Genomic DNA, 25,980 nt, shown 5'->3' with positions numbered 1-25,980 from the left:
ATGATGAAAAAAACACTTTATATTTCGCTACTGGCTTCATTGCCGCTACTGGCACAGGAGACACCACGCGAACCCGGCCATACAGACAATAACAAATTCAGCCAGATGTACGACCTGATGGCTACGCCAAATATGTTCCGTACGGCATCAGGCGCACCCGGCCCTGCCTATTACCAGCAAAAAGCAGACTATAAGATTGATGTTGAGCTTGATGATGCCAACACAAGATTGTATGGTACTGAAACTATTACTTATCATAACAACGCCCCTGAACCCTTAGAATACCTTTGGGTACAGCTTGACCAGAACCGCAGGGCCGCAGATGCCAAAGGTCCATTAATTGAAAACCAGCGTGTGGATGCCTCATACTCATCTGAAGGCTTTACACGCCGTTACCTGGAACAGGAATTTGACGGTGGCTTTAAAATAGAGTACGTAAATGATGCTAACGGCAAGCCGATGCGCTACATCATTAACCAGACCATGATGCGCATTGACCTTGATAAACCGTTAAAGCCGGGCGAAAAAATAAGCTTTTCCATAAAGTGGTGGTATAACATTAATAATTACCATGTTATTGGCGGGCGCTCGGGTTACGAACATTTTGATGCGGATAATAATAACATATATGTAATTGCACAGTTTTACCCGCGTATGGCGGTTTACAATGATGTTGAAGGCTGGCAGAACATGCAGTTTTGGGGTGCGGGAGAGTTTGCCCTGCCTTTCGGTGATTTTGAAGTGAATATCACAGTTCCTGCCGACCATATTATGGAAGCTACCGGCGAACTGCAAAACCGTGCCGATGTTTTTACCCCTGCACAGCTTAAACGTTATGAGCAGGCTACCAAAACTTTTGATAAGCCTGTTGTTATTGTAACCCAGGAAGAAGCAATTGCAGCCGAGAAGAACAAAAGCAGCAAAAAGAAAACCTGGAGATTCAGCGCTAAGAATGTGAGGGATTTCGGTTTTTCTACCTCGCGCAAGTTTATATATGATGCTATGGCAGTACAGCTTTCGGGCAAAACGGCAATGGCGGTATCGGTATATCCTAAAGAGAGTAATCCGCTATGGGGAGAGTACTCTACGCGAGTTGTAGCTCATACATTAAAAACCTATTCTAAATATACGTTTGATTATCCTTATCCTAAAGCAGTGTCGGTATCGGCAGAATCGCAGGGTATGGAGTACCCGATGATATGCTGGAACTTTGGCCGACCTGATAAAGACGGATTTGTGAGCGACCAGCTTAAATATGGCATGATGAGCGTTATTATACATGAGGTTGGACATAACTATTTCCCTATGATCGTAAACTCTGACGAGCGCCAGTGGACATGGATGGATGAAGGCCTTAACACTTTTCTACAATACCTTGCAGAGAAAGAATGGGATGAAAATTACCCTTCGCGCCGTGGGCCGGCAGCTAAGATTGTGCCTTACATGAGCGGCGACCAGAAGTTTTTGGAGCCTATCATGTCAAACTCGGAAACAATACACCAATTCGGGAATAACGCTTATGCTAAACCCGCAACCGGGCTTAATATTTTACGCGAAACCATAATGGGCGAAGAGCTTTTTGACTATGCGTTTAAAACCTATGCAAACCGCTGGAAGTTTAAGCACCCAACGCCTGAAGATTTTTTCAGGACTATGGAAGATGCTTCGGCTGTTGATCTTGACTGGTTCTGGCGTGGATGGTTTTACAGTACAGACTATGTAGATATAGGCATTGCAGATGTAAAACAGTTTTATGTAAGCAACGAAAAGCCGAAAGGCTATAAGGAAGATAACAGGCAACAGGGGCGCAGGAGAAGAAGCGAATCTGAAAACGCTAAGTATGTGTATATGGTTTCAGAAGGCCCCGAGTTTAACAAGCGGTTAAAGAAACCTTTGGATATAAATAGTGTAAAAGAGCTTGAAGAGTATGTAAATGAAAAATTTACGGCTGCTGAAAGGCAAAAACTGAAAGCGCCTAAGTATTTCTATGAGGTTACCTTTAACAAGCCTGGAGGTATGCTGATGCCGATTATTGCAGAACTTGAGTATGAAGACGGTACGAAAGAAAAGCATATTTTCCCGGTGCAGATATGGAGGAAGAACAACCAGGCTGCTTCAAGGGTGTTTGCTACAGAAAAAGTTGTAAAGAAAATAACCGTAGATCCTGAGCTAAAGACAGCCGACATAGACATAAGCAATAATGTATGGCCTGCTGAAGCAGTAAAGTCTAAATTTTCTGAGTTTGAAGAAGATTAACCGTTAATTATCATTAAAAAGAGGTTAAACCAAAGTCCGGGCATGCTAAAAAATCGTAAATAAATGTACATTTGTATAAAATTTTATAGATTATGTTCGGAATAGGAGGAGGAGAGCTTTTCGTAATTATATTGCTTGTTCTGATGCTTTTTGGTTCTGACAAAGTACCTGAAATGGCACGCAATATAGGCCGTGGTATGCAGCAGCTTAAAAATGCCACGAACGATATTAAGAGCGAAATAAACAGAAGTGCAGAAGTGCAGGACATAAAGAAAACAATTACCGAAATTGGCGCCGATAACGCCCATAAAGATATGCAGCAGGAAGTAGATAAGCTTAAGCAGGATGTTGAAGATGTATCGGGCCCGATAAAAAGATCACGCTGATGCTGGACTGGCTTCTGGAACTTGACAGAGATGTATTTGTTTATCTTAACGGGCTTGGCTCTGAAGGATGGGACAGTTTCTGGCTTTTTATAACAAAGCAGTTTAACTGGATACCCATATTCGCCATAATATTATACCTTGCCTTTAAGCGCCTGGGCTGGAAGCATGCCGTACTTGTAATTGTACTTGTAGCTTTGCTTATTACCCTTACAGACCAGACTACTAACCTTATTAAAAATACTTTCCAAAGGCTGCGCCCGGGCAACGACCCGTTGCTTACAGATATAATGCGGGCAGTGCAAAAGCGCAAATCATTCAGTTTTATATCAGGCCATGCCTCCAACTCTATGGCGGTGGCTTATTTTCTTTACCGCATATTAAAACCGTACTTAAAATATATGGGCTTCATATTTTTATGGCCTCTGATATTTGCCTACAGCCGTATTTACCTGGGGCTGCATTATCCGGGCGATATACTTATGGGGTACCTGTACGGCATTTTAATGGCGAGCCTTATGCTGTTGCTGTACCGCTACCTGCGGGATAAATTCTTCCCTATGGAAAGGGAATACTTAGACCACCCTACTAACAGTGAGCCCATCTCTGATAGGTAATAAAACCGTTTCAACCCTCGGGTCTTCCTTAAGCAGGCGATTATATTCCAATAGTACTTTAGTGCTTTTATCGTTAGGTTTTAGTTCTTCAAGCACTTTACCGCTCCACAGTACATTATCACTTATAATAACACCGCCCCTGTTCATAAGCGGTACTATCATCTCATAATAGTTGATGTAGTTCTCCTTATCGGCATCGATAAATACAAGGTCAAATTTTTTATTTAATGTGGGGATTATGTCAAGCGCATTACCAAGGTGTTGCTTTATTTGGGTAGCCCACTCAGATTTATCAAAATACTTGCGCTGAAAATCATACAGCTCTTCATTATTGTCTATCGTGTCAAGAGTACCGTTCTCCTTTACCCCTTCGGCAAGGCACAGTGTTGCATAACCCGTATAAGTACCTATTTCAAGAATATGCTCCGGTTTGATAAGTTTAGACAATATGCTTAATAACCTGCCCTGCAGGTGTCCGCTAAGCATACGGGGCTGTAATATTTTCTGGTGTGTTTCCCTGTTCAGTTGTGCGAGCAATTCCGGTTCGTTCTCACTATGCTTCGCGGTATAATCTTCAAGTTCTTCAGAAATAAAATGCATTAGTGTAAATTTTTGGTATAAAGTTAAAAAAATGTAGCAGTAAGACAATTTAACTATATTAAACTTAAGGATTTTAGCGTTATATTGATAATTAACTTAAATTTACGGTTTTATTAATCATTTAATTTTATCATGAAATACAGAATTACTCTATTATTATTGTTAATCGGCTACATTGCAACAGCTCAGGTAACCAACGAGGGTAAACCGGTGAGTTGGGAGCTTAACGATATGGAGCCTTTAGCAGCAATTGAAATGCCTTCTTTTGATCTTGAAAAGCTACAAGAGGAAGATAAGGCCAATGAAGGTAGAAAGGATATTCCGTGGCGATTTGGGCATGAGTTTACCGTTGATTATAACCTTAACAACAGCGGAAGCTGGCATACACTTGCCGATGGCAGCAAAATATGGAGGATAAGGTTTTACAGCGAAGGCGCTAAAAGCATGAACTTTTTATTCAGCGACTTTTATATGCCAAAAGGTGCTACGCTTTATTTATACAATAATGACAGGAGCGATCTGCTTGGCGCTTATGACTCTAGCCAGAATAATACAGAGCGTGTTTTAGGTACATGGCTGGTAAAAGGCGATGATATTTTGCTTGAATACTACGAACCGGCTGAAGTGGCAGGACAGGGAAAACTGGAAGTGTTTAAACTTATTCACGGTTACAGGACAAGTGAAGACTATACAAAATCTACTCAGGATCTTAACGACTCGGGTGATTGTAATTATGATGTGGATTGTGTTATCAATGACATCCAGGCTCTTAAGGAAATTAATAAAAGATCTGTAGCAATGATTGTTACAGGCGGTTCAGGTTTCTGCTCGGGTGCACTTATCAATAATACAAGTAACAACGGTACACCATATTTTCTTACTGCAAACCACTGCTACTCAAACCCTTCATTCTGGGCATTTCGCTTTAACTGGATTAGCCCCAACCCGATTTGTGCAAGCTTTTTAAGCAGCACCAATAATTCTAACTTTAATCAAACCGCAAGTGGCGCTACGCTTAGGGCCAGAAGGGCAGCTACCGATTTTTGCCTTGTAGAAATTAATGCTAACCTACCTTCAACATGGGATTTGGTATGGGCCGGATGGGACAGGAGTGATAATGTTCCTTCTTCTACATTTGGCATACACCACCCGTCAGGAGATATCATGAAAGTATGTAGGGATTATAACCAGCCAACAAAGCAAAATGGTGGCGGCGAGTTTATGTGGCAGGTTAACGACTGGGATCTTGGTGTAACAGAAGGCGGCTCATCAGGCTCTCCCCTTTTTGATAATAACGGACGTATTATAGGCCAGTTATTTGCAGGTACGGCTGCCTGCAACGGTACTTCAGACAATGGCGGAAGCGATATTTACGGCAGGTTTGGTATTTCATGGAATGCAGGATTCAGTTCAACAAGTAGGCTGAGAGAATGGCTTGACCCTAACAATACCAATGCTGTAACACTTAATTACTATATTCCTACCAACTCTGTTGAGGAAGTAACACCGTTAGCAGATACCTTCAAATTGTATCCTAACCCATCGCAAGGTCTCTTCAATATCTCTGTAACAGGCAGTAACACTATCAACTACCAAATGTACAACATGCTGGGACAGCCTGTAGCATCAGGAAGGTTTAGCGCTGGCGATAACAGCCTTGATCTTTCTCAGGCAGCTGACGGGGTATATATACTTCAGGTGACAGACGATGCAGGTAAAACCGCTAATATTAAGCTTGTTAAAGAATAAACAGGTTTATAAAATACTCATTACCTTTGCGCAATGCAAACGGAGAAGAAAGACATAAGGGCGCTGACGAAGGAGCAATTGCGTGATTTTTTTGTATCGAGAGGCGATAAAGCCTTTAGAGGAAACCAGGTTTACGAGTGGCTTTGGAACAAAGGGGCACATTCTTTTGAGGATATGACCAATGTTGCCAAAGCCACCCGGCAACTGCTGGAAGATAACTTTGTTATCAACCACATACGGGTAGACCAGATGCAAAAAAGTAATGACGGTACTGTAAAAAATGCTGTAAGGCTTCATGATGGGCTTGTAGTTGAATCGGTATTGATACCCACCGAAACCCGTACTACGGCCTGTGTGTCGAGCCAGGTAGGGTGCAGCCTGGACTGTAACTTCTGCGCTACGGCACGCCTTAAACGTATGCGCAACCTTAACCCTGATGAAATTTATGACCAGGTTGTAGCCATAGACAGCGAAAGCAGGCTTTACCACAACAGGCCGCTATCTAACATTGTTTTTATGGGAATGGGCGAACCGCTTATGAACTATAACAATGTTATCAAGGCTATAGATAAAATAACATCTCCCGAAGGTTTGGGCATGTCTGCGAAGAGGATAACAGTATCTACATCGGGCATCCCGAAAATGATAAAGAAACTGGCTGATGACGAGGTTAAGTTTAAGCTTGCGGTTTCATTACACTCGGCAATAGATGAAGTACGCTCGCGCATAATGCCGTTCAGCGAAAACTTTCCGCTACAGGAATTAAAAGAATCTTTGCAGTACTGGTACACAAAAACAAAAAGCCGTGTTACCTATGAGTATGTGGTATGGAAAGGAATTAATGACCGAAAAGCTGATATTGATGCCCTTGTTAAGTTTTGCAAATATGTTCCCTGCAAGGTAAACCTGATAGAGTATAACCCCATTGATGATGGTGAGTTTCAGCAGGCAGACCCACAGGTTATAGACAACTATATTAAAGCTTTAGAGCAAAACGATATTGTAGTAAAAGTAAGGCGCAGCCGCGGTAAAGATATTGATGCTGCCTGCGGGCAGCTTGCCAATAAAAATGAAGCCACCACATAGGTGGCTTTTTTAATGCCTTACAATGTTTTTTAAAATTGTTTTATAAATACAATCCTGCAATTTCCGTACATTTGGGGCACAATGAAAGTTGTTGAGCAAATAAAGCAGCCTATAGTAAAAGAGATGGAACTTTTTGAGAAAAAGTTTCATGAATCCATGTCCTCTAAAGTGGCATTGCTTAACCGTATTACTTATTACATTGTAAACCGAAAGGGTAAGCAAATGCGCCCTATGTTCGTTTTCCTTACGGCAAAAATGGTAAGCAGCGGCACGGTTAACGAACGTACTTACCGCGGCGCCTCTGTAATAGAACTTATACACACCGCCACCCTGGTGCATGATGATGTGGTGGACGACAGTAACAGGCGCAGGGGGTTTTTCTCTATAAATGCTTTATGGAAAAATAAAATAGCCGTGCTGGTGGGTGACTACCTGCTAAGCAAGGGTTTACTTCTTTCTATTGATAATGGCGATTTTGATTTATTACGTATTATATCTGTTGCAGTAAGAGAAATGAGCGAGGGTGAGCTTTTGCAGATAGAGAAAGCCCGCAGGCTGGATATTACCGAAGATATTTACTATGAAATTATAAGGCAAAAGACCGCTACACTTATAGCGGCATGCTGTGCATTAGGAGCATGCTCGGTAAATCCCGAAGGCGACCATACCGAAAAGATGCGCAGGTTTGGAGAGTTAATAGGAATGGCTTTCCAAATTAAGGATGACCTCTTTGATTACACAGAAGATTCTATTGGTAAGCCAACGGGTATTGACATCAAAGAGCAAAAGATGACTTTACCGCTTATCTATACGCTTAACAACTGCTCAAAAGAAGAAAAAAAGTGGCTTATTAATTCGGTTAAGAATCATAATAAGGATAAAAAGCGGGTGAAAGAAGTAATTGCTATTGTAAAAAAGACAGGCGGCCTTACTTATGCTGAACAAAAAATGGCTGAGTTTCGTGAAGAAGCGCTGCTTTTACTTTCGGATTATCCATCATCCGAATATAAAGACGCCTTAACACTGATGGTAAATTATGTAATAGAACGTAAAATATAATGTTTTACCTCAACATCACCACAACAACAACGTTGTAATTACATTTTCGACAGCTAAGCAAATTCAGCAAACTTCCCATAATTAAAGGCCTCACACACCACAACATCAAAGTAATTTTCATATTTTATATGTATAGTTATTATATCATTACACTTTTAACAGTGTAGATGAATTTATTGTAGTTTAACACAAACAATAAAACAGATAATTATGAAAAAAATTTACTTTGCTGCACTTGTAATCGGGTTTACATTAAATACCCGAGCGCAGGAAAACATTAATTTTGAAACCGGGGGAGCCGGTTTAGATTACACCTGGAACATTTTTGAAAATGACACCAACCCGGCATTGGAATATGTAGCTAACCCAAGCATGACCGGAATCAATACATCGGCTACGGTTGCAAAATATACAGTAATGGCAACAGGTATGCCATGGGCAGGATGCGAAACATCTCATGATAACGGTATGGCAGATTTTGTTTTAACTGCAGATAACGCCATCGTAAAAATCATGGTATATAAATCTGTAATCAGCGATGTGGGTATAAAACTGGTAACACCTACCGGGGCGGCGCTTCCTGAAATTAAAGTACCAAATACTGTTGTGAACCAATGGGAGGAGCTTACTTTTGATTTCTCTTCGCAAATTGGCTTTTTTGCAGAACCTTTTGACCAGGTTGTTGTATTCCCTGATTTTTCTGGAAACCCGAGAACATACGGCACTATTGCCTATTTTGACAATATTACCTTTGGTGTAGATGAAGTAATGGATGATGTACCTATGACCGCCGCACCAGACCCTACACTGCCACAGGAACAGGTTATTTCATTATTCAGCGGTGTGTACAACAACGTTCCTGTAGATACCTGGCTTACCCCTTGGTCTTCTGCTGCGTTACAGGATGTACAGATAGCAGGTAATGACACCAAAAAATATGTAAACCTTAATTTTGCAGGAATAGAAACTATTGCCCAGCAAATAGATATTACAGGTATGACGCATTTTAACTTTAATGCCTGGTCGGCTGATTTTACACAGCTACGTGTTAAGCTGGTAGATTTTGGTGCTGATGCTGCTTTTGGCGGTGGTGACGATACTGAGCATGAAATTATGTTTGATGCACCTGAGCAAAGCACATGGCTTACCTACAACATAAATCTTGATGATTTTGCCAACCTTATTAACCGCGACCACATATCACAGCTTATTTTCTCAAGCAACGGTACATCTACCGTATATATAGATAATGTGTACTTTAGTAATGAAACGGTTGTGGTTGAAGAACCAATGACTGCCGCACCGGACCCTACCCTGCCACAAAACCAGGTGATTTCATTATTCAGCGGCGTATATGATAACGTTCCTGTAGATACATGGTTAACACCGTGGTCATCTGCTTCACTGGAAGATATACAAATAGAAGGTAACGATACTAAAAAGTATGTAAACCTTAACTTTGCTGGTGTAGAGACTATTGCACAGCAGATAGACATTAATGAGATGACACATTTCAACTTTAATGCATGGTCGGCAGACTTTACACAACTACGTGTTAAACTGGTAGATTTCGGCGCTGACGCTGCTTTTGGTGGTGGTGACGATACCGAGCATGAGCTTACATTTGATGCGCCTGAACAAAATGCATGGCTTACCTATAACATCAACCTTGATGATTTTGTAAATCTTGTTAACCGCGACCATATTGCACAGCTTATCTTTTCAAGCAATGGCAACTCTACAGTATATATAGATAATGTGTACTTCAGCACTACAGAAGTATCTTCTGCAGATACTTTTACCAATAATGCTTTTGTAGTTTACCCTAACCCGGCTACAGATATGGTTGCTGTAAAAGGCAATGCAGTTATAGATGCTATAACCATTTACAATACTTTAGGCCAGCAGGTTATGCAAAGTAACCCTAAAGCTGAAACAGCTGTATTGAATGTAGCGTCACTAAAAAGCGGTGTATATATCATCAGCACCACGTCAGGCAAAGCTGTTTCTACTCAAAAATTCATTAAGCAGTAATACATACGCAATTCTTTTTCATAGAGCCACCCGTTTAGGGTGGCTTTTTTATTATGTATAAACTAATCAAAAACAGAACGTTACAATCTCTAATCAAAAAAAATGCAATATTTTTACAGCCGCATGCAACCATTTTAAAACATGGCTCGTCTATGCTAATAGAAGTCGGTTACAAAAATATGAAGCCGCCTTTGCAACAACCAATTAAAAACAGCATTGTGAAAGTAATAGCCTTACATGAGCAGGAACGCGATATCATTCGCCAGGCAGCCGAAAACAACCGGCACGCCCAGCAAAAGATATACAACAAGTATGCTCCTAAAATGCTTGGCGTTTGCAGGCAGTATATAAAAGACCTGCACCAGGCAGAGGATATTATGATCACTGCTTTTATGAAGGTTTTTACCAACCTGCGGAACTTTGAGCACAAAGGCAGCTTTGAAGGATGGATAAGGAGGATAATGGTGAATGAATGTATATCGTGCCTGAGGGTACAAAAAAAGACAGGCTTTCTGGAAGATGAGTTTTATGTAGAGGATACCTTTAACAACATTGAGAGCCACTTTTCTGTTGAGGATATACAAACGCTGATAGATAACCTTCCGGATGGCTACAAAATGGTTTTTAACCTTTATGCGATAGAAGGTTATAAGCACCAGGAAATTGCAGAGATGCTGGGTATCAGCGAGGGGACTTCTAAATCGCAACTGTCGCATGCACGCAAAATGCTACAGGAGCAGGTTAACAAATTTAAGAATTATGAAAATGGAACCGAATAGTAAATTAGAGCAACAGATAAAAGAAAAGTTTGCAGAGCGCACCATACAGCCCCGCCCTATAGCATGGGACAGGCTTGATGCCATGCTTACGGTTGCCGAAGAGAAACAGGCAGCCCCGGCAGAGGTTAAAAAGAAGCCAAGGAGAGACTGGCTATGGGCTGCAGCGGTTTGTTCAGGCTTTTTAATGATGGGGGCAATAATGCTTAATGCAGAAAAAGAAAACAAAGGCAACATTATAATTAATGAAGAAGATACATTTGTAGCCACTCCACAACACATCGACTCAACACACAGCAGCACGCTAAACAGTGCTTCAGGCAGCCATGAGAATGAAAATACAGGTGTAGCGGTTACCGCTGATAAGGAAAACCCAGTAACTGCAAACCCTTACAGCAGCACACCACAAACAACTTCAAAAGCTACGCAGCCTGTAGCCGGAACAAATACCGCCAACATCAGCAAAACAGTCAGTACAAGCCAGGCTCTTGCAAATAACGCTTCAGCAGGCACTAAGCCTTCAGCTCCTGTGAGCAATACTGCCACAGCCGCCGCGGCAACACCTGAACAGACATCCGGTATATCTGTAAGCGCAAGTAAACTGCTGGCATCTGTAGAAGGCGACAGCAACAGCGGTATAAGCAATGCAGGTGCAGCTAAAACATCTGTAAAAGTAGATTCTAAATCCCTGCTCTCATCTGTAGAGGGTGAACTTAACGAAAGTTTCAGGAGCAAAGTGCTTAACTCCGCCATAAAAAATTACAATGCCGTAAAAACTTCGGTGGCAAACAGGAATTATCAGTAAAAAAAAACACTAATACATATTTAAAATCATCAAAAACATGAAAACAGTTACTTTTTATGTTGTGGCAGCGCTATGCCTGCTTGCAACAAAGCTAAACGCGCAGACTTTTAATGAAAAGGTAGAGGAAATCTCTAAAAACATAGAGAACATTACCAAGCAGGAAAAAGACTCGCTTAAAGTTGAAGTTGATAAAGTAAACAACATGCTTATCAACAACGAAATTACACAGGAAGAGGCTAATAAGCGCAAGCAGGAGTTTGCCGATAAACGTGCAAACAATATAGAAACCCGTATTGCTGCCGAAGAGGAGAAACTAAGCCAGCTTGTAAAAGATAAAGTTGACGGAAAAATAGAAGACGATAAAAACGCTTTCACTATAAAATTCGGCAATAAAAAAGATACTGCCGCGGTTAAAGATTATGCTTACAGGCGCACTACCTCTCAGTTTGTATTTGCGCTGGGTGTAAACAGGCTGGTTACCGATGGCGAAATCGATAACGACGGCTACAAATGGCGTTCAGACTTTTATGAGTGGGGTATCAGCTGGAACACAAGGCTGTTAAAAACCAACAACCTTTTACATTTAAAGTATGGCCTTTCATTACAATATAACAACCTGCGCCCGGACAACAACATGATGTTTGATAATGTAGATGGCAAAACTATTCTTGTAGATGCCGGCAGAGAACTTGATGTGGCACGCCTCAGGTATGTAAACCTTGTAATTCCTGCTCACCTTGAGTTTGACTTTACCAAAAAAAGGGTAACAGACGATAAAATGTATTTTCCTTCTCACAAAAGTTTCCGTTTGGGTATAGGTGGCTACACAGGTTTTAATGTAAAAGAAAAACAGATACTTAAATATAAAGACGACGGCAATAAAGTAAAGCATAAAGAAAAAGGCGATTTTAACGTAAGCGACTTTGTATATGGTGTGAGTGCTTATGTGGGTTATGGAGAATTTAGCCTGTATGCCAAATATGATTTACAACCGGTATTTACAAATAATGAAATAGATCAGAATAATTTGTCTCTTGGCATAAGATTTGATTTCAATTAAGAGTTAAGGGTTAGTTTTGTACTTTTGTTAAAGGTGTTCTCATGATCTCAGGGAACGCCTTTTTTTTGCATTATCATTAAGCATCAAACACATAACAATTAGGCTAAGTTTAAGATAACCTAAACATGCATTTGGCAAGCCGAATGTAAATTTGGTATAAACCTTACTGCTATGGATAATTATACCGTAACTTTTGTATATAACGGAGACTTTGACCTGCCTGATGACAAGGATGAATGCTTTGCAAAAGTGCCGGGAATGGTGCTTGATAAGCTTAGTGATAAAGAATTTGAACTGGTAGATTTTAATTACACAGAAAATTATAATGAAGAGCAGGCGGGCCATTATATATCCGACCCATTAGTGCACCGGTGCGTACTTGAAATTGTAACCGCACTTAACCAAAATCAACTGCAAAGCCGCGATGCCATATATGATAAGTGCGTAAACGACCTTGCAGAAGGCAATCTTTACCTGGGTTGCGCCTATGAGAACGACAACCCTGAAACCAATATGCTGCAAAGCATTATAAAGTTTGTAAACAACAGCCAAAAAGCAATATGTACACCCGTTTCTGCTGCTAAAAGTAACCAATAAGCTTACCAAGAATTGCCGCTTAGTTAATCCGATAATACTTTTCGAAAGCATTGCAAAACTTTGTATTTTTGAATAAACCATCAAAAATGCAGTCACATTTTAATTCAACTGAAAATTTAAATATAACTTATCTTCTTGGTGCAGGAGCTAGTTATAATGCTATCCCAATATGGAAACAGCAAGGTCATTCTATGATAGCTGTCGCACACAAATTAATTAATCGTCTTAGTAAAAACTATTCTGAGAAACCCTATACTTGGGATACTAAATTATTAATTGATTTTTTTACTAAACTTAAATATTTTGGTGATTATGCAGTTGAATTTGGCTCAATTGATATCTATGCAAGAAAACTTTATTTAACAGGAAAAGAAAGTGAATTAAATCTACTTAAACACTGTTTGAGCGTATATTTTGATATATGGGAAAATTTTTATCATCTCAACTTTACAAAGCCGGATGCTACCAGTTATGAAAAGATTGACAAGAGATATTACAGCCTATTATCGGTTATTTTAGAAAAGAGTGATATCAATCCAAAATTGAATTCTAACATATCATTTATTACATGGAATTACGATTTACAATTAGAAATGGCTTATAAAGATTTCATGTCAAATCAAGCTTCTTCTTTTGATGAGATAAATAGTAGCTTAAAATTTATGAATTCTGAAGGTAATAATGTGATTCATTTAAATGGCTTCAGGGGCATTTTTAATGATAAAGGTGAAATATATGAAAATGTTGAATTTGGTAGTTTATCAAACCTGGAAAATTATCTAATAAAATTAAATGAAAATTTAAAAGATTTCAAACATGCTGACTATTCTCAACATATAAAATATGCTTGGGAAAATAATTCAAATGCAATTGAAGAAGCAAAGTCAAGAATGAAAAAAACAAATATCCTAATAATAATAGGTTATTCATTCCCTGCTTTTAATAGAAAGGTTGATAAGGAATTAGTAGATAGCTTTGGAGAAGGATTAGAATATACAAGAGTTATATATCAGGATCCATTCGCAAACACAGATATAATAAATTCTATATTTACTAACCCCGATATGGTAGAATTACAAAGAGAAAATCAAGCTCAGTTTTATATACCTCATGAATATTTATCACCTACAAAGGTAAAAGAGATGTATTTTTAATATGTAACTTTGGCGTTCAGATAAAAAATAAGCCTTGATAACCAAAAACACCATAGATGCCGTATTTGAAACTGCCCGGGTGGAAGAGGTTATTGGTGATTTTGTACAGCTAAAACGCTCCGGCACCAACCTTAAAGGGCTTAGCCCTTTTACGCAGGAAAAGTCGCCATCATTTATGGTATCGCCCGTAAAGCAGATATGGAAGGATTTTAGTAGTGGCAAGGGTGGCAACGCTGTGGCGTTTCTTATGGAGCATGAGCACTTCTCTTACCCTGAAGCCATACGCTATCTTGCCAAAAAATACAACATCGAAATAGAAGAAACCGAACAGTCTGATGCCGAAAAAGAACAGGCTAATGAAAAAGAAAGCATGTACCTGGTTTCTGAATTTGCACAAAAGTATTTCCATAATACCATGCTTACCACCGATGAAGGGCAAAGCATTGGCTACAGCTATTTTAAAGAGCGCGGCTTTACCGGAGATACCATAAAAAAGTTCGGGCTTGGCTACTCGCCCGAAGTTTGGGATGCCTTTACCAAAGAGGCGTTGGGCAAAGGCTACAAGCTGGAGTACCTCGAAAAAACAGGCTTAACGATTCCGCGTGAAGACGGCCGCCATGTCGACAGGTTCAGGGGCAGGGTAATGTTCCCTATACAAAGTATGTCGGGCCGCGTGCTGGGCTTTGGCGGGCGCATACTGGGAAATGATAAAAAAGTTGCCAAATATCTTAACAGCCCCGAAAGTGATATTTACCACAAGAGCAAGGTATTGTATGGCATATACCATGCTAAGCAGGCTATTGCCAAGCAGGACAACTGCTACCTGGTAGAAGGCTATACCGATGTTATACAAATGCACCAGGCAGGTATAGAAAACGTTGTGGCTTCATCGGGAACGGCCTTAACACCCGACCAGATAAGGCTGATAAACAGGCTGACTAAAAATATAACTGTTTTATTTGACGGTGATGCGGCAGGGTTAAGGGCATCCATCCGCGGTATCGACCTGATATTGGAAGAAGGCATGAACGTTAAGGTATGTACTTTTCCTGAAGGCGAAGACCCTGATAGCTTCGCCAAGAAAAGCACTCACGAAGAACTGGAGGCATACCTGAAATACAACGCAAAAGATTTTATACAGTTTAAAGCTTCGCTTTTAGTAGATGAAGCCAAGAATGACCCGGTTAAAAAAGCGGGGCTTATCCGGGATATGGTAACGAGCATTGCCAAAATACCCGACCTCATCCAAAGGCAGGTGTACATACAGGAAACAGCTCATATTATGGATATATCCGAACAGGTGCTGGTAAGCACGCTGGCGCAGCTTGTGCAAAAAGATATAGCAGATGCAGGCAAACGCCTTAAAGAAGAGCAAAAGGCCAAAGCGTTGCAGCCTGTAGAGACTGCTGAGCAGCCCAGGGAGAAGATAGATATAATGGACCTGCTGGAGCGGAAAATCATTGAAATACTGTTATTGTACGGCAATACAGAGCAGGAGTTTGAGGACATCTATATTAAGTATGATGAGTTTGGTAAGGAATATGAAGAAACCGAACGCAAAACATGCAAGGTTTATGAAAGGATATACCTTAACCTTCAGGAAGATGAAATTGAGTTTACCAACCCTGTGTTCAAACAGCTTTATGCCTATATTATTAATTACTATTTAGAGAACAACGAACTACCGGTAGATACTTTTATCAACACCCTGCCACCGGAATTACAGTCTATAGCCGCAGATATTTATATGCAGGATGAAAAATACCACCTGCACGAATGGGAAGAGAAAAAGCAAATTCCGGTTAAAGACAAACTGATGTCGGTAGCTAATTATACCGGAGAGCATATTGCCGACCTACGTTGGCTGCTTTTGGGTAAGCTTATCCAGGATTTAAAAATGCAGGTTAGCCCGGAGGCAGATAACATGGAGATACTCACTGCCGTAAAAGATTATAATATGCTGATTAATTACCTGTCCCGCAAGCTAAGCCGTATCAGGAGCAGCTTCTATTAGTATTATTCAGCAATAAGCTTAAGGTATTCCGGTGCAAGGCCATTCATAACAAAGCGTGCCAGTTTGTAGTTCTTATCCTGAAAGGCTTCTTTAAACTTCGGGTTTTCTATAGCATAAAACAAAAAGCCTTCTACATACTCTGCCGGTATTTTAAGGTCATTTATTATCTCATCTTCCTTAATAACATATTTTACATCCTCTAAAAGCATCTGTTTCCTTTCAACCTCAACCTCTTTTTTTAGCCTTTTTGTCCTGCCGCTAATGGCATTTATAATAGGGTCTAAAAGGCCGCTTGTAGCGGTAAAAACCCTGCGTTCGGCAGGCGTATATTGCTTTTGTCCTTCCGGAACTATACCCAGCGACTCTGCATCTATACTCCTGTCTTTATCCATTACCACCTCATTAAGTTCATATGCCTGCGCGTTTACTGTAATAATAAATGGCTGCTTTTTAAATGAGTCTTCATTTAAAACAAATTCCCTTTTGGTTATCCTGGGGCTATACACCACCAGTTTATCTCCCGGCTGCGCCACTATGGTAAATGAGCCTGACGTATTGGTTTTGGTTTCGGCCTGTGCCGATGCATTTATGATATAAACATCATTAAGGCCGACGTTATCAAGAAGCACTTTGCCGGAGAACATCTGCCTTTCCTGTGCAGAGGCAAAGGCGGCAAAGAAACTTAAAAACAACAGCAGCAGCTTATTTTTCATCATTCAGTAATTTTAAATAGTTTTCAGCAAGCCCGGCCATTAAAAAGGCTATCCTTTTTGTTGCCGGCTTTAAGTGCATCGGCAAGATACTTATTATCCGCGGCATAATACAGGAAACCTTTTACATAATCAGGCGGTATATTAAATTTAGTAATTATTTCTTCATCATTGTAAATGTTCTCAATATTCTGGATGATGTTTTCTTTCTTTTCTGCTTCAAACGCTTTCTTCAGCATGGCAGTCCGGCCAGATATCCAGTTGATAACAGGGTCGAGCCCCATAGGGTTCATTTTAGAATAAGAAGCGGTAGCTAAGCGGTGCTCTGCAGGCGAGTATTGCTTCTGCCCTTCAGGCACCAGTCCTAAAGATTCCTCGTTGATATGGCTGTAATCATTAATAACCAGTTCTTTAAGCTCCTCCACCTTTGGTTTAAGCATTACCCTTAAAGAATGTTGCATATCTTCTTCTGTTACAACACATCGGAATTTTTCAAATCGTTCGGATGCAAAAACAAGTGTATCTCCTGTACGTGCAGGCAGGGTAAAATAGCCCTGAGCGTCTGTAGTGGTATCTGCTTCGGTATTGCGGTTAATAACATATACGCCTCCTGTATCTTCAAATGCCGAAGTAACTTTACCTTTAAGCATCTGCCCTTGTGCGGCAGCCGTAAGTGAGCAGCAAACAAGTGCAATAATAAAGAGAGCTTCTTTCAAAGCGGTTGGTTTTTAAGGTGATGTTCAAAAAGGGCGCTTTACAGCAGTCATAGCTGCATTAAATGGCGTAACTTTACCTTTTCTTACAAGAATAATTAACGGATGAAAAAAATTATTATTGCAAGTACCTCTACTTTGCACGGCGGCACCTACCTCGATTATTTATTGCCAACATTAAGTAATTATTTCAGCAACTGCAAATCATTGCTGTTTGTGCCTTATGCACGCCCGGGCGGCATCAGCCATTACGACTACACGAAAAAGGTAGCCGAAACCTTTGCTCCAATGGGCATAAGCGTTACCGGGTTGCACGAGTATGAAGACGCCACAGCAGCAATTGCAAATGCCGAAGCTATCTTTACCGGAGGTGGTAATACCTTCCTGCTGGTTTCGCAACTGTATAAAACAGGCGCTATGGCAGCAATAGAAAAAGCTGTAAAGGCAGGGACTCCTTATCTTGGCACCAGTGCGGGCAGCAATATTTGCGGGCTTACCATGCAAACTACTAATGACATGCCCATCATCTACCCACCCAGCTTCCTTACATTAGGTGTAGTACCTTTTAATATTAACCCGCATTATTTAGATCCTGTTCCCGGCTCTACCCACATGGGCGAAACGCGCGAAACAAGGATAAACGAGTTTCACCAGTTTAACACACAACCTGTACTCGGACTAAGGGAAGGCAGTTGGCTCGACGTAAACGGCAGTACCATTATACTGAAGGGAGACCTGCCCGCAAGGCTTTTCAGGCAGGGAAAACCAGCCGAAGAAATAGCTGCCGGCACCGATATTTCATGGCTTAAATAGCAACTAAAAACTTGTAATCAGCTTTTTATAAAGAATTTATCTTCCTGAAAAATTGTTTTTTTAATTTTTTATTCTACATTTGTAGAAACAATTCTAAAATCGTAGAAGATGCAATTAACTAAAACCGAAGAGCAGCTAATGCAATACCTGTGGAAACAGGAAAAAGCATTTATGAAAGACCTGCTGGATATGTTCCCCGAACCTAAGCCTGCAACAACCACTGTGGCAACATTGCTTAAACGCATGACCGAAAAAGGTTTTGTGGGATATACCGAGTATGGTAAAAGCCGTGAATATTACCCGTTGGTAAAAAAATCTGATTACTTCAGCAAGCAGGTAAACGGAATGATTAAAAGCTTCTTTAATAACTCTGCCGCACAGTTTGCTTCTTTCTTTACCAAAGAAACCAACCTTTCGGCACAGGAACTTGAAGAACTCCGCAGTGTGATAGACAGAGAACTGGAAAAGAAAAAACAATGACAGCTTACATAATTAAATCGGCAATAAGCCTGCTGGTATTGCTTGTACTGTACCACCTGGCGCTTGAGCGTGAAAAGATGCACCGGTTCAATCGCTTTTACCTGTTGTTTGCGCTTGCCTTTTCGCTGGTACTGCCATTGATAACCATTCCCGTTTATGTAGAGGCAGAGGCTATTCCTGTTAGTTTTCAGGATGCAGGAACTACAGCCGCTATAGTATCCCCACAAGAACAACCGGAGGAAAGCATGCTCCCACTACTAATTATAATTGCTTATCTTTCTATAACACTTATTTTCTTTATCAGGTTTGCTATCAACATAAACAGCTTCCTCAGAAAAATCAGGAAGAATACCAAAATACCATTTGGTGCCGCAAAACTGGTGTTACTTAATGAAAGGGTACTGCCGCATACGTTTTTAAATTACATTTTTGTGAGCCGCGAAGAATATGAGAACGGACTTATAGAAGAAGAACTCTACACCCATGAGCTTACCCACGTAAGGCAACGCCATACACTTGATATATTATTCATTGAACTGCTTAAAACCATTTTTTGGTTCAATCCATTATTCTACCTCTACGGGCGATCCATCCGGCTAAATCATGAATTCCTTGCAGATGAGCAGGTAGTACACACTACCAGTAACGCTGCTTATTACCAAAACCTGTTGCTTCAAAAAGCATCGGGAGCCACGCTTGCACTGGCAAGCAACCTCAACTTTTCTATAACTAAAAAACGATTACAGATGATGACAAAAACCACAAACAAAACAAAAGCTTATGTACTTAAAGCAGGACTTGCACCAGTAGTAGCACTCATGCTTGGGCTTATGTGTACCGAAGAAGTTATTGCACAGCAAAAGCTTGCCGATATACCTTCTAAACAGGTAAGGAGCATTGAAGTGAAAAGCATTACACAAAAGGAACACGACTCTATTAAAAAGGCCAACCCGGGTAAGTACGACGGCAATTATAAAGAGTTTGGCATTGTTACAGTAAAATATACCGATGATAACAACAGGCATGTAACTATTAAAGATGTTGTGAAGAAAGATGCTGCTGCAAAACCGCAGCTATCTGAAGTATTCATTAAGGAGATTAAAGATATAGCCCCGGAAAGAATAAGGAAAATTGAAAATGAAATGGTAAGCGAAGTAGAAATGAAGCAGCTTAACGAAAAAAAATCCGGTATTGCAGACTGGGATCCTGATGCAAAGTACCGGAAGCTTACTGTTACCTATGTGGACGAAAATGGCAAAGAAGCTAAAAAAATTGATTATATAAAAGAAAAGCCGGGTGTTAACCCGACAAGTATAAGCGGTAATATCACTTCTAAAATGGGAAATGAGGATAACCTTATATATAAGGGAAATGAAGTTACCATACAACCCAATTTTGAAGGTAAAGGGCTTGCCGGGTTTTATGAGTTCATAAATAAAAACCTGATGTTACCAAAACTGCCTGATGGTACCCATCGTATTTATGTGAGCTTTGTTGTAGAAGTTGACGGCAGTGTATCCGATATAAAAATAATGCGCTCTCCCAACGAAGAGCTTAGTGCAAACGTAATATCGGTTATCAAACAAACAGGCGGAAAATGGATACCCGGCGAAGTTAAAGAAAAACCGGTGCGGGTAGGCTTTAACCTCCCAATTTCAATAAACATTAAGAACTAAAACTCAATCCGCCCCTTGTGGCGGATTTTTTTGTTAAACACAATTATATCAAACAATTACAACATCAACAGTAAAAACGCGTTATATTTGTGGTAATCATCAATCAAAATCAATCATCATGCTTAAGCGTTTTTTTATTACCTGCTCCGGTGCAGATAAAGCCATCATTGAAGGCTGCTCTGACGGAGAACAAAACAAATATGCCGGTATTGGCGCTACTGTTTTCTTTACAGCATTAATGGCATGGCTTGCCGCCTCTTATGCACTCTACACGGTTTTTGACAATGTTTATACCGCAGCCTTTTTCGGGTTGCTGTGGGGGCTCCTCATTTTTAATCTCGACAGGTTTATCGTTTCCACGATCAGGAAGCGTGAACGCTTTGGCCAGGAACTGCTTCAGGCTACTCCGCGTATTATCCTTGCGGTTATCATTGCCATTGTAATTTCCAAGCCTCTAGAAATAAAAATTTTCCAGAAAGAAATTGACACCGTATTACTGAAGGAAAAAAATGAACTGGCAATGGCAAATAAAAAGCAGGTTTCTGATTATTATGCCGGAGATTTAAATCGAAACAAAGCCACCATTGACAGCCTTAAGGCTGAAATAGCCAATAAGGAAAAAGAAGTAAACAGCCTGTATACTACTTATATTACCGAAGCCGAAGGCACAAAAGGCACCATGAAGCTGGGCAAAGGGCCTGTTTATAAAGAAAAGCGCGAAAAGCACGATGTTGCATTGGCGCAGCTTGACACACTACGCAAAAACAATCTTGCTAAAATAGCCGCTAAAGAAAAAGAAGCTGCAACACTTGAAGCGGGGCTGAACAAAAAAATTGACGAAACACAACCTGTTATAGATAATTTTGACGGGCTTATGGCGCGGATAAATGCACTTAACAAGCTGCCTTTCCTTCCATCATTCTTTATCATGCTGCTGTTCCTCGCCATAGAAACTTCGCCTATAATAGCTAAGTTGCTGTCGCCTAAGAGTGAATATGACTTTAAGCTGGAAGATGCGGAAACAGCCCTTAAAACCAACCTGCTGCAAAACACTTACCAACGCGAGCTGATGCGTACTACAGATGCAGGCATTTATGACGATGTTTACGCCGAAATAAGGCAGGATAGGGAATTGTACAATTACAAGAAAGATAAAGCAAAAGAGCTGCTGCAAATGCAGGCGGATGCTTTTTCTGAAAAGCAGAAAAGCGTAATGTAATTTCAATATAGGTTTTTGTCGTATATTTACTACACGATAAAGGCTTTTATAATGAACAGATATATACTTAAAACAATTACAGCAGGGGCAACCCTGCTTTTTTCAGTTTTTAGCGCAGCTGCACAGGACACGATTAGAGTAGCAGACAGTATCAGTAACAAAACTACTATATGGCAACGTTTAAAGCAGGATGCTTTTTACATGGGTGGCGGTGTTATACATGTTTATACCGGCCCTTTGCGCTGGAAGAAAGATGACCTGGCAACCATAGGCGGCTTTGCAGCGGGAAGCGCCATTCTTTTTGCTTCTGACAGGGAAACAAGCAGCTTTATGAGAAGGCAGAAAGAAGATATGCCCGAAACACTTAACGATATTGGCTGGTCTATGGGAAGCCCTGGCTACAATTATGCCATAACAGGTTCGGTATATCTTTTTGGGGTTATAACTGATAATGAAAAGTTCAGGAAAACAGGTGTATTGCTTTTCTCTTCTGCAGTAACATCAGGCGTTATGCAGACAGCTATAAAAAATATAGCAGGAAGGTCAAGGCCGGACAAAGAGCGTGGCCCTTTTCATTTTAGCCCATTCTCCAGCAATGCAGGCGACCATTCCTTTCCTTCGGGCCATGCCATGCTCAGCTTTACGACAGCCTATGCTATTGGTAAGCAGTTTAAAAACCCGTGGGTTAAGGCGGGCATTTATACAGTAGGGCTTATAACACCTGCTTCAAGGGTATGGAACGGCGCGCATTGGCTTTCTGATGTTGGCGTGGGCATGGGCTTAAGCGTACTTGTAGTGGAAAGTATAGACAAATACTTAAAGGCAAAAGAAACCTACACCCCTGACGACAAGAAAAAAGTATCCTGGAACCTTACTTTTGGTAATGAAAGTATAGGTGTCGTAGGGACATTTTAAATCAGCTCCCAATCTCTGCCTGTAGCTTTTTGGTAAGGCTGACAAAAACCAAATCATAGGAGTGTTTTATAAGTTCTTTCAGTAAAGCAGATGGAATATCACTGTTTACGACAACCGTGTTCCAGTGCACCTTGCTCATGTGATAACCCGGGTTAATGCCTTCATATTCGGCGCGAAGCTCAAGTGCACGTTCGGGTTCGCATTTCAGGTTAACCGAAGGGTTATTATTTTCCCAACCTGTTAAAGATGTAAGCGCAAACATTTTACCGCCCACTTTAAAGACAAGTGTGTCTTCATCAAAAGGAAAATGCTCTGTAACGCCTTTCATGGAAAGGCAGTAATCATAAAAATTTTGAATATCCATGATATATTATTTTTCAGGCTGCTTATCCAGATTACCTAAATGGGTAAATTTGAAACCCTGCTCGTATTTTAATCCATAACCGGCAAACCTGTCCATTCGGGAATGGGAGAACAGTATTATGCCTGTTAACATAAAGATTTGATTATCGAGATAAACCCCTGCTAAATATATAGCAATGGCTACACCTGTATGATGAAAAAGGTTATAGCCCCACGCGCCTGCTTTGTTACCAAAAGCATAACCAAGCATACCAAGATCAGGGGTAAGTATGAGAGCCAAAAACCACCACCACTCAAAATCGAGCAGGCTGAAAATGTAAATTCCCAAACCGAATAGCGCTAATTCTTCAAGTTTTAATAATGTTTTCATTCTATTGCATATAAAACAGGTTTACTTGGCGAAGCGTCATTCACAAACGAAGCTATCTGCAGGTTAAGCAGGTAAGCACCATCCGTAACCGAATCAGGCACAAATACCATTTCGGTAATCGTGGCATCATGCCGCGCACCGGCATTAAGTTCATCAACATCTTTTACGTTCCAGAATGCTTTATGGGCAAGCAGCCTGCCTTCATCCTTTTCCTTGTCAACGCTTGGCAGGTCAATTAAAAGGTGCTTTATTCCCAAACTTCTTATATAGTCCGCAGCGGCCTCTTCAAGATACGGCGGATTGGTATGGCTATAATTTTTGTGTAGCTTGGCTGCATCATTGGGCAACGTACGGATTATAATCGCTTCAGGCTTTTTACCGTTCAGTGCCTGCTCAATCTGTATTTTGGTTATAACATAATCTTCTCCCTGCTCCTCGGGTGATACCGAAACAAGCTCAGCTATATAAAAAAATCTCTTCAGCGCTTCATTTATGCTGTAAAAGTTTTTTGTTATATGCCCCAGGCATTCGGTATGTGTCCCGTGCCCGTGGGGGTTAAAGAAGATATTATTAAAGTTGGTGGTTGCCCCTTCGCTGACTTTGCCTGTCCAGTCACCCATCTTAACAGGCTCTATTATGGGTTTATCTATATACCATGCCAGAGGATTATTTTCTGTTGAAGAAAGTGGTATAGAAATATCTAAAGGCTCTGAAAGGTTAACTGTAAAGGATGTACCGTTACAGGATATAGTTGCTGTCATGTAATTACCGGATTGTATTGCTACTTCAAATTTATGAAAAACAGGTCGCTGGCAATGCCATCGGTAAGAAATTTACCCTTGCGCGTGGCTTTTAAGGTATCGCCTTCTAGCATCAGCAATTTCTCATTCAAGTAAGGTGCTGCCTGTTGTAAAAGGTATTTATGATAGTTGCCACCAAAATCTTTTTCAACCTTTTGTAAAGAAACACCCCAAATGGTGCGCAGCCCCGTCATTATATACTCGTTATACCTGTCGTTACGGCCAAGGGTTTCGCGTTCTAAAGGCAGTTCACTGTTTTCTAAAGACTTTATATATAAGGCATTGTTGGCAATGTTCCAGCTACGGGTGCTGCCATCATAGCTATGTGCCGAAGGACCTATACCCAGGTATTTTTTACCGAGCCAATAGGCCGTGTTGTTTTGCGAAAAGAACCCCGGTTTACCGAAATTAGAAAGTTCATAATGTATAAAACCGTTTTCCTGAAGCCTGTCGGCAAGCAGCAGGAACTGCTCTTGTGCCGCCTCATCGCTTGGCGGTGCTATTATACCTTTTTTCACGAAAGTATGCAGTGCTGTTTTTGGTTCCACCGTAAGAGCATAGCTCGATATATGCGGCACGCCGAATGCCAGTGCCTTATCAACGTTAGTGAGCCAGCGCTCATTGCTCATGCCCGGTATACCGTAAATAAGGTCGATAGAAATGTTGCCAAAATATTTTGTGGCTTCGGCAATGCAAACTGCCGCCTGCTCAGCGTTATGTGCCCGGTTCATGAGCCGGAGGTCTTCCTCATAAAAGGATTGTATGCCAATGCTCAGCCTGTTTACAGGTGTTGTTGCAAGCGCTTTTATACGTCCGGCAGATAAATCGTCAGGGTTGGCCTCAAGAGTTATTTCCGGAGTATCGGTAACTTTGAAAGAGCTATATACCGTATCAATCAAAAAAATTATTTCTGCATCAGAAAGTACCGAAGGCGTACCTCCGCCAAAATAAATGGTTTGAATGGCAACATCGCCCAACTCATTTTTACGCAGGGCTATTTCCTTAGCCAGCGCCGCTACCATTTCTTCCCGCTTTTTAAGCGAGGTAGAGAAATGGAAATCGCAATAATAGCAGGCCTGCCTGCAAAATGGTATATGGATATAGATACCCGCAGTTTCGGTATCAGTATGTATATATGAGCTTTTAGCCTCCATTTTTTAAACTGCCTTTTACCGAAGGGGCTACTACCCTGCCTTCGTTTTGCTTTATAAAAGCATCCCAGCCACTATAACTTTTACCTGACACTTTTTTACCTGAATTAAAAAAATGGCAAACCGCTGCGGCAAGTCCGTCAGTACTATCCAGGTTTTTGGGCAACTCACCTATATTCAGTAATTGCTGCAGCATTTTCGCTACCTGCTCTTTGCTTGCATTACCGTTACCTGTAATTGCCATTTTTATCTTCTTAGGCTCATATTCGGTTATCGGTATCTGGCGCGAAAGCCCTGCTGCCATAGCCACGCCCTGTGCCCTGCCCAGCTTGAGCATACTCTGAACATTTTTCCCGAAAAAAGGCGCTTCAATTGCTATTTCGTCCGGGTGGTGGGTATCTATAAGTTCTATGGTGCGTTCAAAAATTATTTTCAGCTTTACGTAATGGTCATCATACTTGCCCAACTGCAGTTCGTTGAGCTGCAAAAAGCGCATGGTTTTGTTTTCCACCTTTATAAGGCCAAAGCCCATAATGGTAGTGCCGGGGTCAATTCCTAATATAATACGCTCGTGTGCCAA

At 40.9% G+C, this 25,980-nt stretch carries 26 protein-coding genes; 18 read left to right on the top strand and 8 right to left on the bottom strand.

Going from position 1 to position 25,980, the window contains the following annotated elements; genetic code table 11:
- Positions 1 to 3: 3 nt before the first annotated feature.
- From KJK34_RS13325 to KJK34_RS13315, 3 genes are all read left to right on the top strand, one after another.
- Positions 4 to 2,256, top strand: a complete 2,253-nt coding sequence (locus KJK34_RS13325) for a M1 family metallopeptidase (protein WP_223054389.1) — start codon at positions 4 to 6, stop codon at positions 2,254 to 2,256.
- A gap of 92 nt (positions 2,257 to 2,348) precedes the next feature.
- The gene (locus KJK34_RS13320) at positions 2,349 to 2,642 is read left to right on the top strand and encodes a Sec-independent protein translocase subunit TatA/TatB (protein ID WP_223054388.1); all 294 of its coding nucleotides are present in this window, start codon (positions 2,349 to 2,351) and stop codon (positions 2,640 to 2,642) included.
- Positions 2,642 to 3,256 carry a phosphatase PAP2 family protein gene (locus KJK34_RS13315; RefSeq protein WP_223054387.1) on the top strand — a complete coding sequence of 205 codons (615 nt, stop codon included), beginning with the start codon at positions 2,642 to 2,644 and terminating at the stop codon, positions 3,254 to 3,256. The genes KJK34_RS13320 and KJK34_RS13315 overlap by 1 nt, the downstream gene beginning before the upstream one ends.
- Here KJK34_RS13315 and KJK34_RS13310 read toward each other — a convergent pair.
- Entirely contained in the window at positions 3,215 to 3,856 is a 642-nt protein-coding gene (locus KJK34_RS13310) for an O-methyltransferase (protein WP_223054386.1), read from the bottom strand. The two genes, KJK34_RS13315 and KJK34_RS13310, sit on opposite strands and share 42 nt — an antisense overlap.
- A gap of 132 nt (positions 3,857 to 3,988) precedes the next feature.
- Here KJK34_RS13310 and KJK34_RS13305 point away from each other — a divergent pair, with 132 nt between their 5' ends.
- The 10 genes from KJK34_RS13305 to dnaG all read left to right on the top strand — a co-directional run bounded on the left by KJK34_RS13305 (position 3,989) and on the right by dnaG (position 16,190).
- Positions 3,989 to 5,605 (top strand): T9SS type A sorting domain-containing protein, encoded by a 1,617-nt coding sequence (locus KJK34_RS13305; RefSeq protein WP_223054385.1) that lies wholly within the window; start codon positions 3,989 to 3,991, stop codon positions 5,603 to 5,605.
- Between the two features lie 33 nt (positions 5,606 to 5,638).
- Entirely contained in the window at positions 5,639 to 6,691 is a 1,053-nt protein-coding gene (gene rlmN, locus KJK34_RS13300; protein WP_223054384.1) for a dual-specificity RNA methyltransferase RlmN, read from the top strand.
- A gap of 81 nt (positions 6,692 to 6,772) precedes the next feature.
- Positions 6,773 to 7,750 carry a polyprenyl synthetase family protein gene (locus KJK34_RS13295; protein ID WP_223054383.1) on the top strand — a complete coding sequence of 326 codons (978 nt, stop codon included), beginning with the start codon at positions 6,773 to 6,775 and terminating at the stop codon, positions 7,748 to 7,750.
- Between the two features lie 210 nt (positions 7,751 to 7,960).
- On the top strand, positions 7,961 to 9,784 hold the full coding sequence (locus KJK34_RS13290; RefSeq protein ID WP_223054382.1) for a T9SS type A sorting domain-containing protein: 1,824 nt from the start codon (positions 7,961 to 7,963) through the stop codon (positions 9,782 to 9,784).
- Between the two features lie 218 nt (positions 9,785 to 10,002).
- Positions 10,003 to 10,563 (top strand): RNA polymerase sigma factor, encoded by a 561-nt coding sequence (locus tag KJK34_RS13285; RefSeq protein WP_223054381.1) that lies wholly within the window; start codon positions 10,003 to 10,005, stop codon positions 10,561 to 10,563.
- Positions 10,544 to 11,365 carry a hypothetical protein gene (locus tag KJK34_RS13280; protein ID WP_223054380.1) on the top strand — a complete coding sequence of 274 codons (822 nt, stop codon included), beginning with the start codon at positions 10,544 to 10,546 and terminating at the stop codon, positions 11,363 to 11,365. Before KJK34_RS13285 ends, KJK34_RS13280 begins: the two co-directional genes overlap by 20 nt.
- Positions 11,366 to 11,402: 37 nt before the next feature.
- On the top strand, positions 11,403 to 12,425 hold the full coding sequence (locus KJK34_RS13275) for a hypothetical protein (protein ID WP_223054379.1): 1,023 nt from the start codon (positions 11,403 to 11,405) through the stop codon (positions 12,423 to 12,425).
- A gap of 171 nt (positions 12,426 to 12,596) precedes the next feature.
- Positions 12,597 to 13,022, top strand: coding sequence for a hypothetical protein (locus KJK34_RS13270; protein ID WP_223054378.1), 426 nt, complete (start codon positions 12,597 to 12,599; stop codon positions 13,020 to 13,022).
- Positions 13,023 to 13,090: 68 nt separating this feature from the next.
- Positions 13,091 to 14,176, top strand: coding sequence for a hypothetical protein (locus KJK34_RS13265; protein ID WP_223054377.1), 1,086 nt, complete (start codon positions 13,091 to 13,093; stop codon positions 14,174 to 14,176).
- A 34-nt stretch (positions 14,177 to 14,210) separates the two neighbouring features.
- Positions 14,211 to 16,190, top strand: coding sequence for a DNA primase (dnaG, locus tag KJK34_RS13260; RefSeq protein WP_223054376.1), 1,980 nt, complete (start codon positions 14,211 to 14,213; stop codon positions 16,188 to 16,190).
- A gap of 2 nt (positions 16,191 to 16,192) precedes the next feature.
- Here dnaG and KJK34_RS13255 read toward each other — a convergent pair whose 3' ends face one another.
- Complete coding sequence (locus KJK34_RS13255; protein WP_223054375.1) at positions 16,193 to 16,903, bottom strand: hypothetical protein; 711 nt, start codon at positions 16,901 to 16,903, stop codon at positions 16,193 to 16,195.
- Positions 16,904 to 16,926: 23 nt separating this feature from the next.
- On the bottom strand, positions 16,927 to 17,616 hold the full coding sequence (locus tag KJK34_RS13250) for a peptidase associated/transthyretin-like domain-containing protein (RefSeq protein ID WP_223054374.1): 690 nt from the start codon (positions 17,614 to 17,616) through the stop codon (positions 16,927 to 16,929).
- Positions 17,617 to 17,718: 102 nt separating this feature from the next.
- Between KJK34_RS13250 and pepE the strand changes: the two genes are divergently transcribed.
- The 5 genes from pepE to KJK34_RS13225 all read left to right on the top strand — a co-directional run bounded on the left by pepE (position 17,719) and on the right by KJK34_RS13225 (position 22,716).
- Positions 17,719 to 18,426 (top strand): dipeptidase PepE, encoded by a 708-nt coding sequence (gene pepE / locus KJK34_RS13245; RefSeq protein WP_223054373.1) that lies wholly within the window; start codon positions 17,719 to 17,721, stop codon positions 18,424 to 18,426.
- A gap of 108 nt (positions 18,427 to 18,534) precedes the next feature.
- On the top strand, positions 18,535 to 18,906 hold the full coding sequence (locus tag KJK34_RS13240) for a BlaI/MecI/CopY family transcriptional regulator (RefSeq protein ID WP_223054372.1): 372 nt from the start codon (positions 18,535 to 18,537) through the stop codon (positions 18,904 to 18,906).
- Positions 18,903 to 20,582: a M56 family metallopeptidase gene (locus KJK34_RS13235; protein WP_223054371.1), complete on the top strand. Its 1,680-nt coding sequence runs from the start codon at positions 18,903 to 18,905 to the stop codon at positions 20,580 to 20,582. Before KJK34_RS13240 ends, KJK34_RS13235 begins: the two co-directional genes overlap by 4 nt.
- Before the next feature lie 118 nt (positions 20,583 to 20,700).
- Positions 20,701 to 21,801 (top strand): DUF4407 domain-containing protein, encoded by a 1,101-nt coding sequence (locus KJK34_RS13230; protein ID WP_223054370.1) that lies wholly within the window; start codon positions 20,701 to 20,703, stop codon positions 21,799 to 21,801.
- A gap of 51 nt (positions 21,802 to 21,852) precedes the next feature.
- Positions 21,853 to 22,716 carry a phosphatase PAP2 family protein gene (locus KJK34_RS13225; RefSeq protein ID WP_223054369.1) on the top strand — a complete coding sequence of 288 codons (864 nt, stop codon included), beginning with the start codon at positions 21,853 to 21,855 and terminating at the stop codon, positions 22,714 to 22,716.
- 1 nt (position 22,717) lies between these two features.
- On the opposite strand, the gene KJK34_RS13220 is transcribed toward KJK34_RS13225, so the two are convergent.
- From KJK34_RS13220 to ruvC, 5 genes are read right to left on the bottom strand one after another with little or no spacing between them, the layout of a single operon-like run.
- On the bottom strand, positions 22,718 to 23,080 hold the full coding sequence (locus tag KJK34_RS13220; RefSeq protein WP_223054368.1) for an MmcQ/YjbR family DNA-binding protein: 363 nt from the start codon (positions 23,078 to 23,080) through the stop codon (positions 22,718 to 22,720).
- Positions 23,081 to 23,086: 6 nt separating this feature from the next.
- Entirely contained in the window at positions 23,087 to 23,449 is a 363-nt protein-coding gene (locus tag KJK34_RS13215) for a DUF4260 domain-containing protein (RefSeq protein ID WP_223054367.1), read from the bottom strand.
- On the bottom strand, positions 23,446 to 24,210 hold the full coding sequence (locus KJK34_RS13210) for a cyclase family protein (protein WP_223054366.1): 765 nt from the start codon (positions 24,208 to 24,210) through the stop codon (positions 23,446 to 23,448). Before KJK34_RS13210 ends, KJK34_RS13215 begins: the two co-directional genes overlap by 4 nt.
- Positions 24,211 to 24,230: 20 nt before the next feature.
- The gene (gene hemW, locus KJK34_RS13205; protein WP_223054365.1) at positions 24,231 to 25,403 is read right to left on the bottom strand and encodes a radical SAM family heme chaperone HemW; all 1,173 of its coding nucleotides are present in this window, start codon (positions 25,401 to 25,403) and stop codon (positions 24,231 to 24,233) included.
- Complete coding sequence (gene ruvC, locus KJK34_RS13200) at positions 25,393 to 25,980, bottom strand: crossover junction endodeoxyribonuclease RuvC (protein ID WP_223054364.1); 588 nt, start codon at positions 25,978 to 25,980, stop codon at positions 25,393 to 25,395. The genes hemW and ruvC overlap by 11 nt, the downstream gene beginning before the upstream one ends.

Origin of the sequence: Flavobacterium coralii (assembly GCF_019891545.1) — a bacterium.
Taxonomy (GTDB): domain Bacteria; phylum Bacteroidota; class Bacteroidia; order Flavobacteriales; family Flavobacteriaceae; genus Flavobacterium; species Flavobacterium coralii.
Note: the sequence above shows the minus strand (reverse complement) of the source record. Positions and strands in the feature narration are given on the sequence as shown.

Excerpts from the sequence above, each read along its gene's own strand:
- KJK34_RS13225 (WP_223054369.1), top strand. The coding sequence starts at position 21,853 with ATGAACAGATATATACTTAAAACAATTACAGCAGGGGCAACCCTGCTT.
- KJK34_RS13230 (WP_223054370.1), top strand. The coding sequence starts at position 20,701 with ATGCTTAAGCGTTTTTTTATTACCTGCTCCGGTGCAGATAAAGCCATC.
- KJK34_RS13220 (WP_223054368.1), bottom strand. The coding sequence starts at position 23,080 with ATGGATATTCAAAATTTTTATGATTACTGCCTTTCCATGAAAGGCGTT.
- KJK34_RS13210 (WP_223054366.1), bottom strand. The coding sequence starts at position 24,210 with ATGACAGCAACTATATCCTGTAACGGTACATCCTTTACAGTTAACCTT.
- KJK34_RS13295 (WP_223054383.1), top strand. The coding sequence starts at position 6,773 with ATGAAAGTTGTTGAGCAAATAAAGCAGCCTATAGTAAAAGAGATGGAA.
- KJK34_RS13290 (WP_223054382.1), top strand. The coding sequence starts at position 7,961 with ATGAAAAAAATTTACTTTGCTGCACTTGTAATCGGGTTTACATTAAAT.
- KJK34_RS13315 (WP_223054387.1), top strand. The coding sequence starts at position 2,642 with ATGCTGGACTGGCTTCTGGAACTTGACAGAGATGTATTTGTTTATCTT.
- KJK34_RS13235 (WP_223054371.1), top strand. The coding sequence starts at position 18,903 with ATGACAGCTTACATAATTAAATCGGCAATAAGCCTGCTGGTATTGCTT.
- KJK34_RS13275 (WP_223054379.1), top strand. The coding sequence starts at position 11,403 with ATGAAAACAGTTACTTTTTATGTTGTGGCAGCGCTATGCCTGCTTGCA.
- KJK34_RS13325 (WP_223054389.1), top strand. The coding sequence starts at position 4 with ATGAAAAAAACACTTTATATTTCGCTACTGGCTTCATTGCCGCTACTG.
- KJK34_RS13215 (WP_223054367.1), bottom strand. The coding sequence starts at position 23,449 with ATGAAAACATTATTAAAACTTGAAGAATTAGCGCTATTCGGTTTGGGA.
- KJK34_RS13240 (WP_223054372.1), top strand. The coding sequence starts at position 18,535 with ATGCAATTAACTAAAACCGAAGAGCAGCTAATGCAATACCTGTGGAAA.
- rlmN (WP_223054384.1), top strand. The coding sequence starts at position 5,639 with ATGCAAACGGAGAAGAAAGACATAAGGGCGCTGACGAAGGAGCAATTG.
- KJK34_RS13320 (WP_223054388.1), top strand. The coding sequence starts at position 2,349 with ATGTTCGGAATAGGAGGAGGAGAGCTTTTCGTAATTATATTGCTTGTT.
- KJK34_RS13270 (WP_223054378.1), top strand. The coding sequence starts at position 12,597 with ATGGATAATTATACCGTAACTTTTGTATATAACGGAGACTTTGACCTG.
- KJK34_RS13305 (WP_223054385.1), top strand. The coding sequence starts at position 3,989 with ATGAAATACAGAATTACTCTATTATTATTGTTAATCGGCTACATTGCA.
- KJK34_RS13310 (WP_223054386.1), bottom strand. The coding sequence starts at position 3,856 with ATGCATTTTATTTCTGAAGAACTTGAAGATTATACCGCGAAGCATAGT.
- KJK34_RS13255 (WP_223054375.1), bottom strand. The coding sequence starts at position 16,903 with ATGAAAAATAAGCTGCTGCTGTTGTTTTTAAGTTTCTTTGCCGCCTTT.
- hemW (WP_223054365.1), bottom strand. The coding sequence starts at position 25,403 with ATGGAGGCTAAAAGCTCATATATACATACTGATACCGAAACTGCGGGT.
- KJK34_RS13280 (WP_223054380.1), top strand. The coding sequence starts at position 10,544 with ATGAAAATGGAACCGAATAGTAAATTAGAGCAACAGATAAAAGAAAAG.
- pepE (WP_223054373.1), top strand. The coding sequence starts at position 17,719 with ATGAAAAAAATTATTATTGCAAGTACCTCTACTTTGCACGGCGGCACC.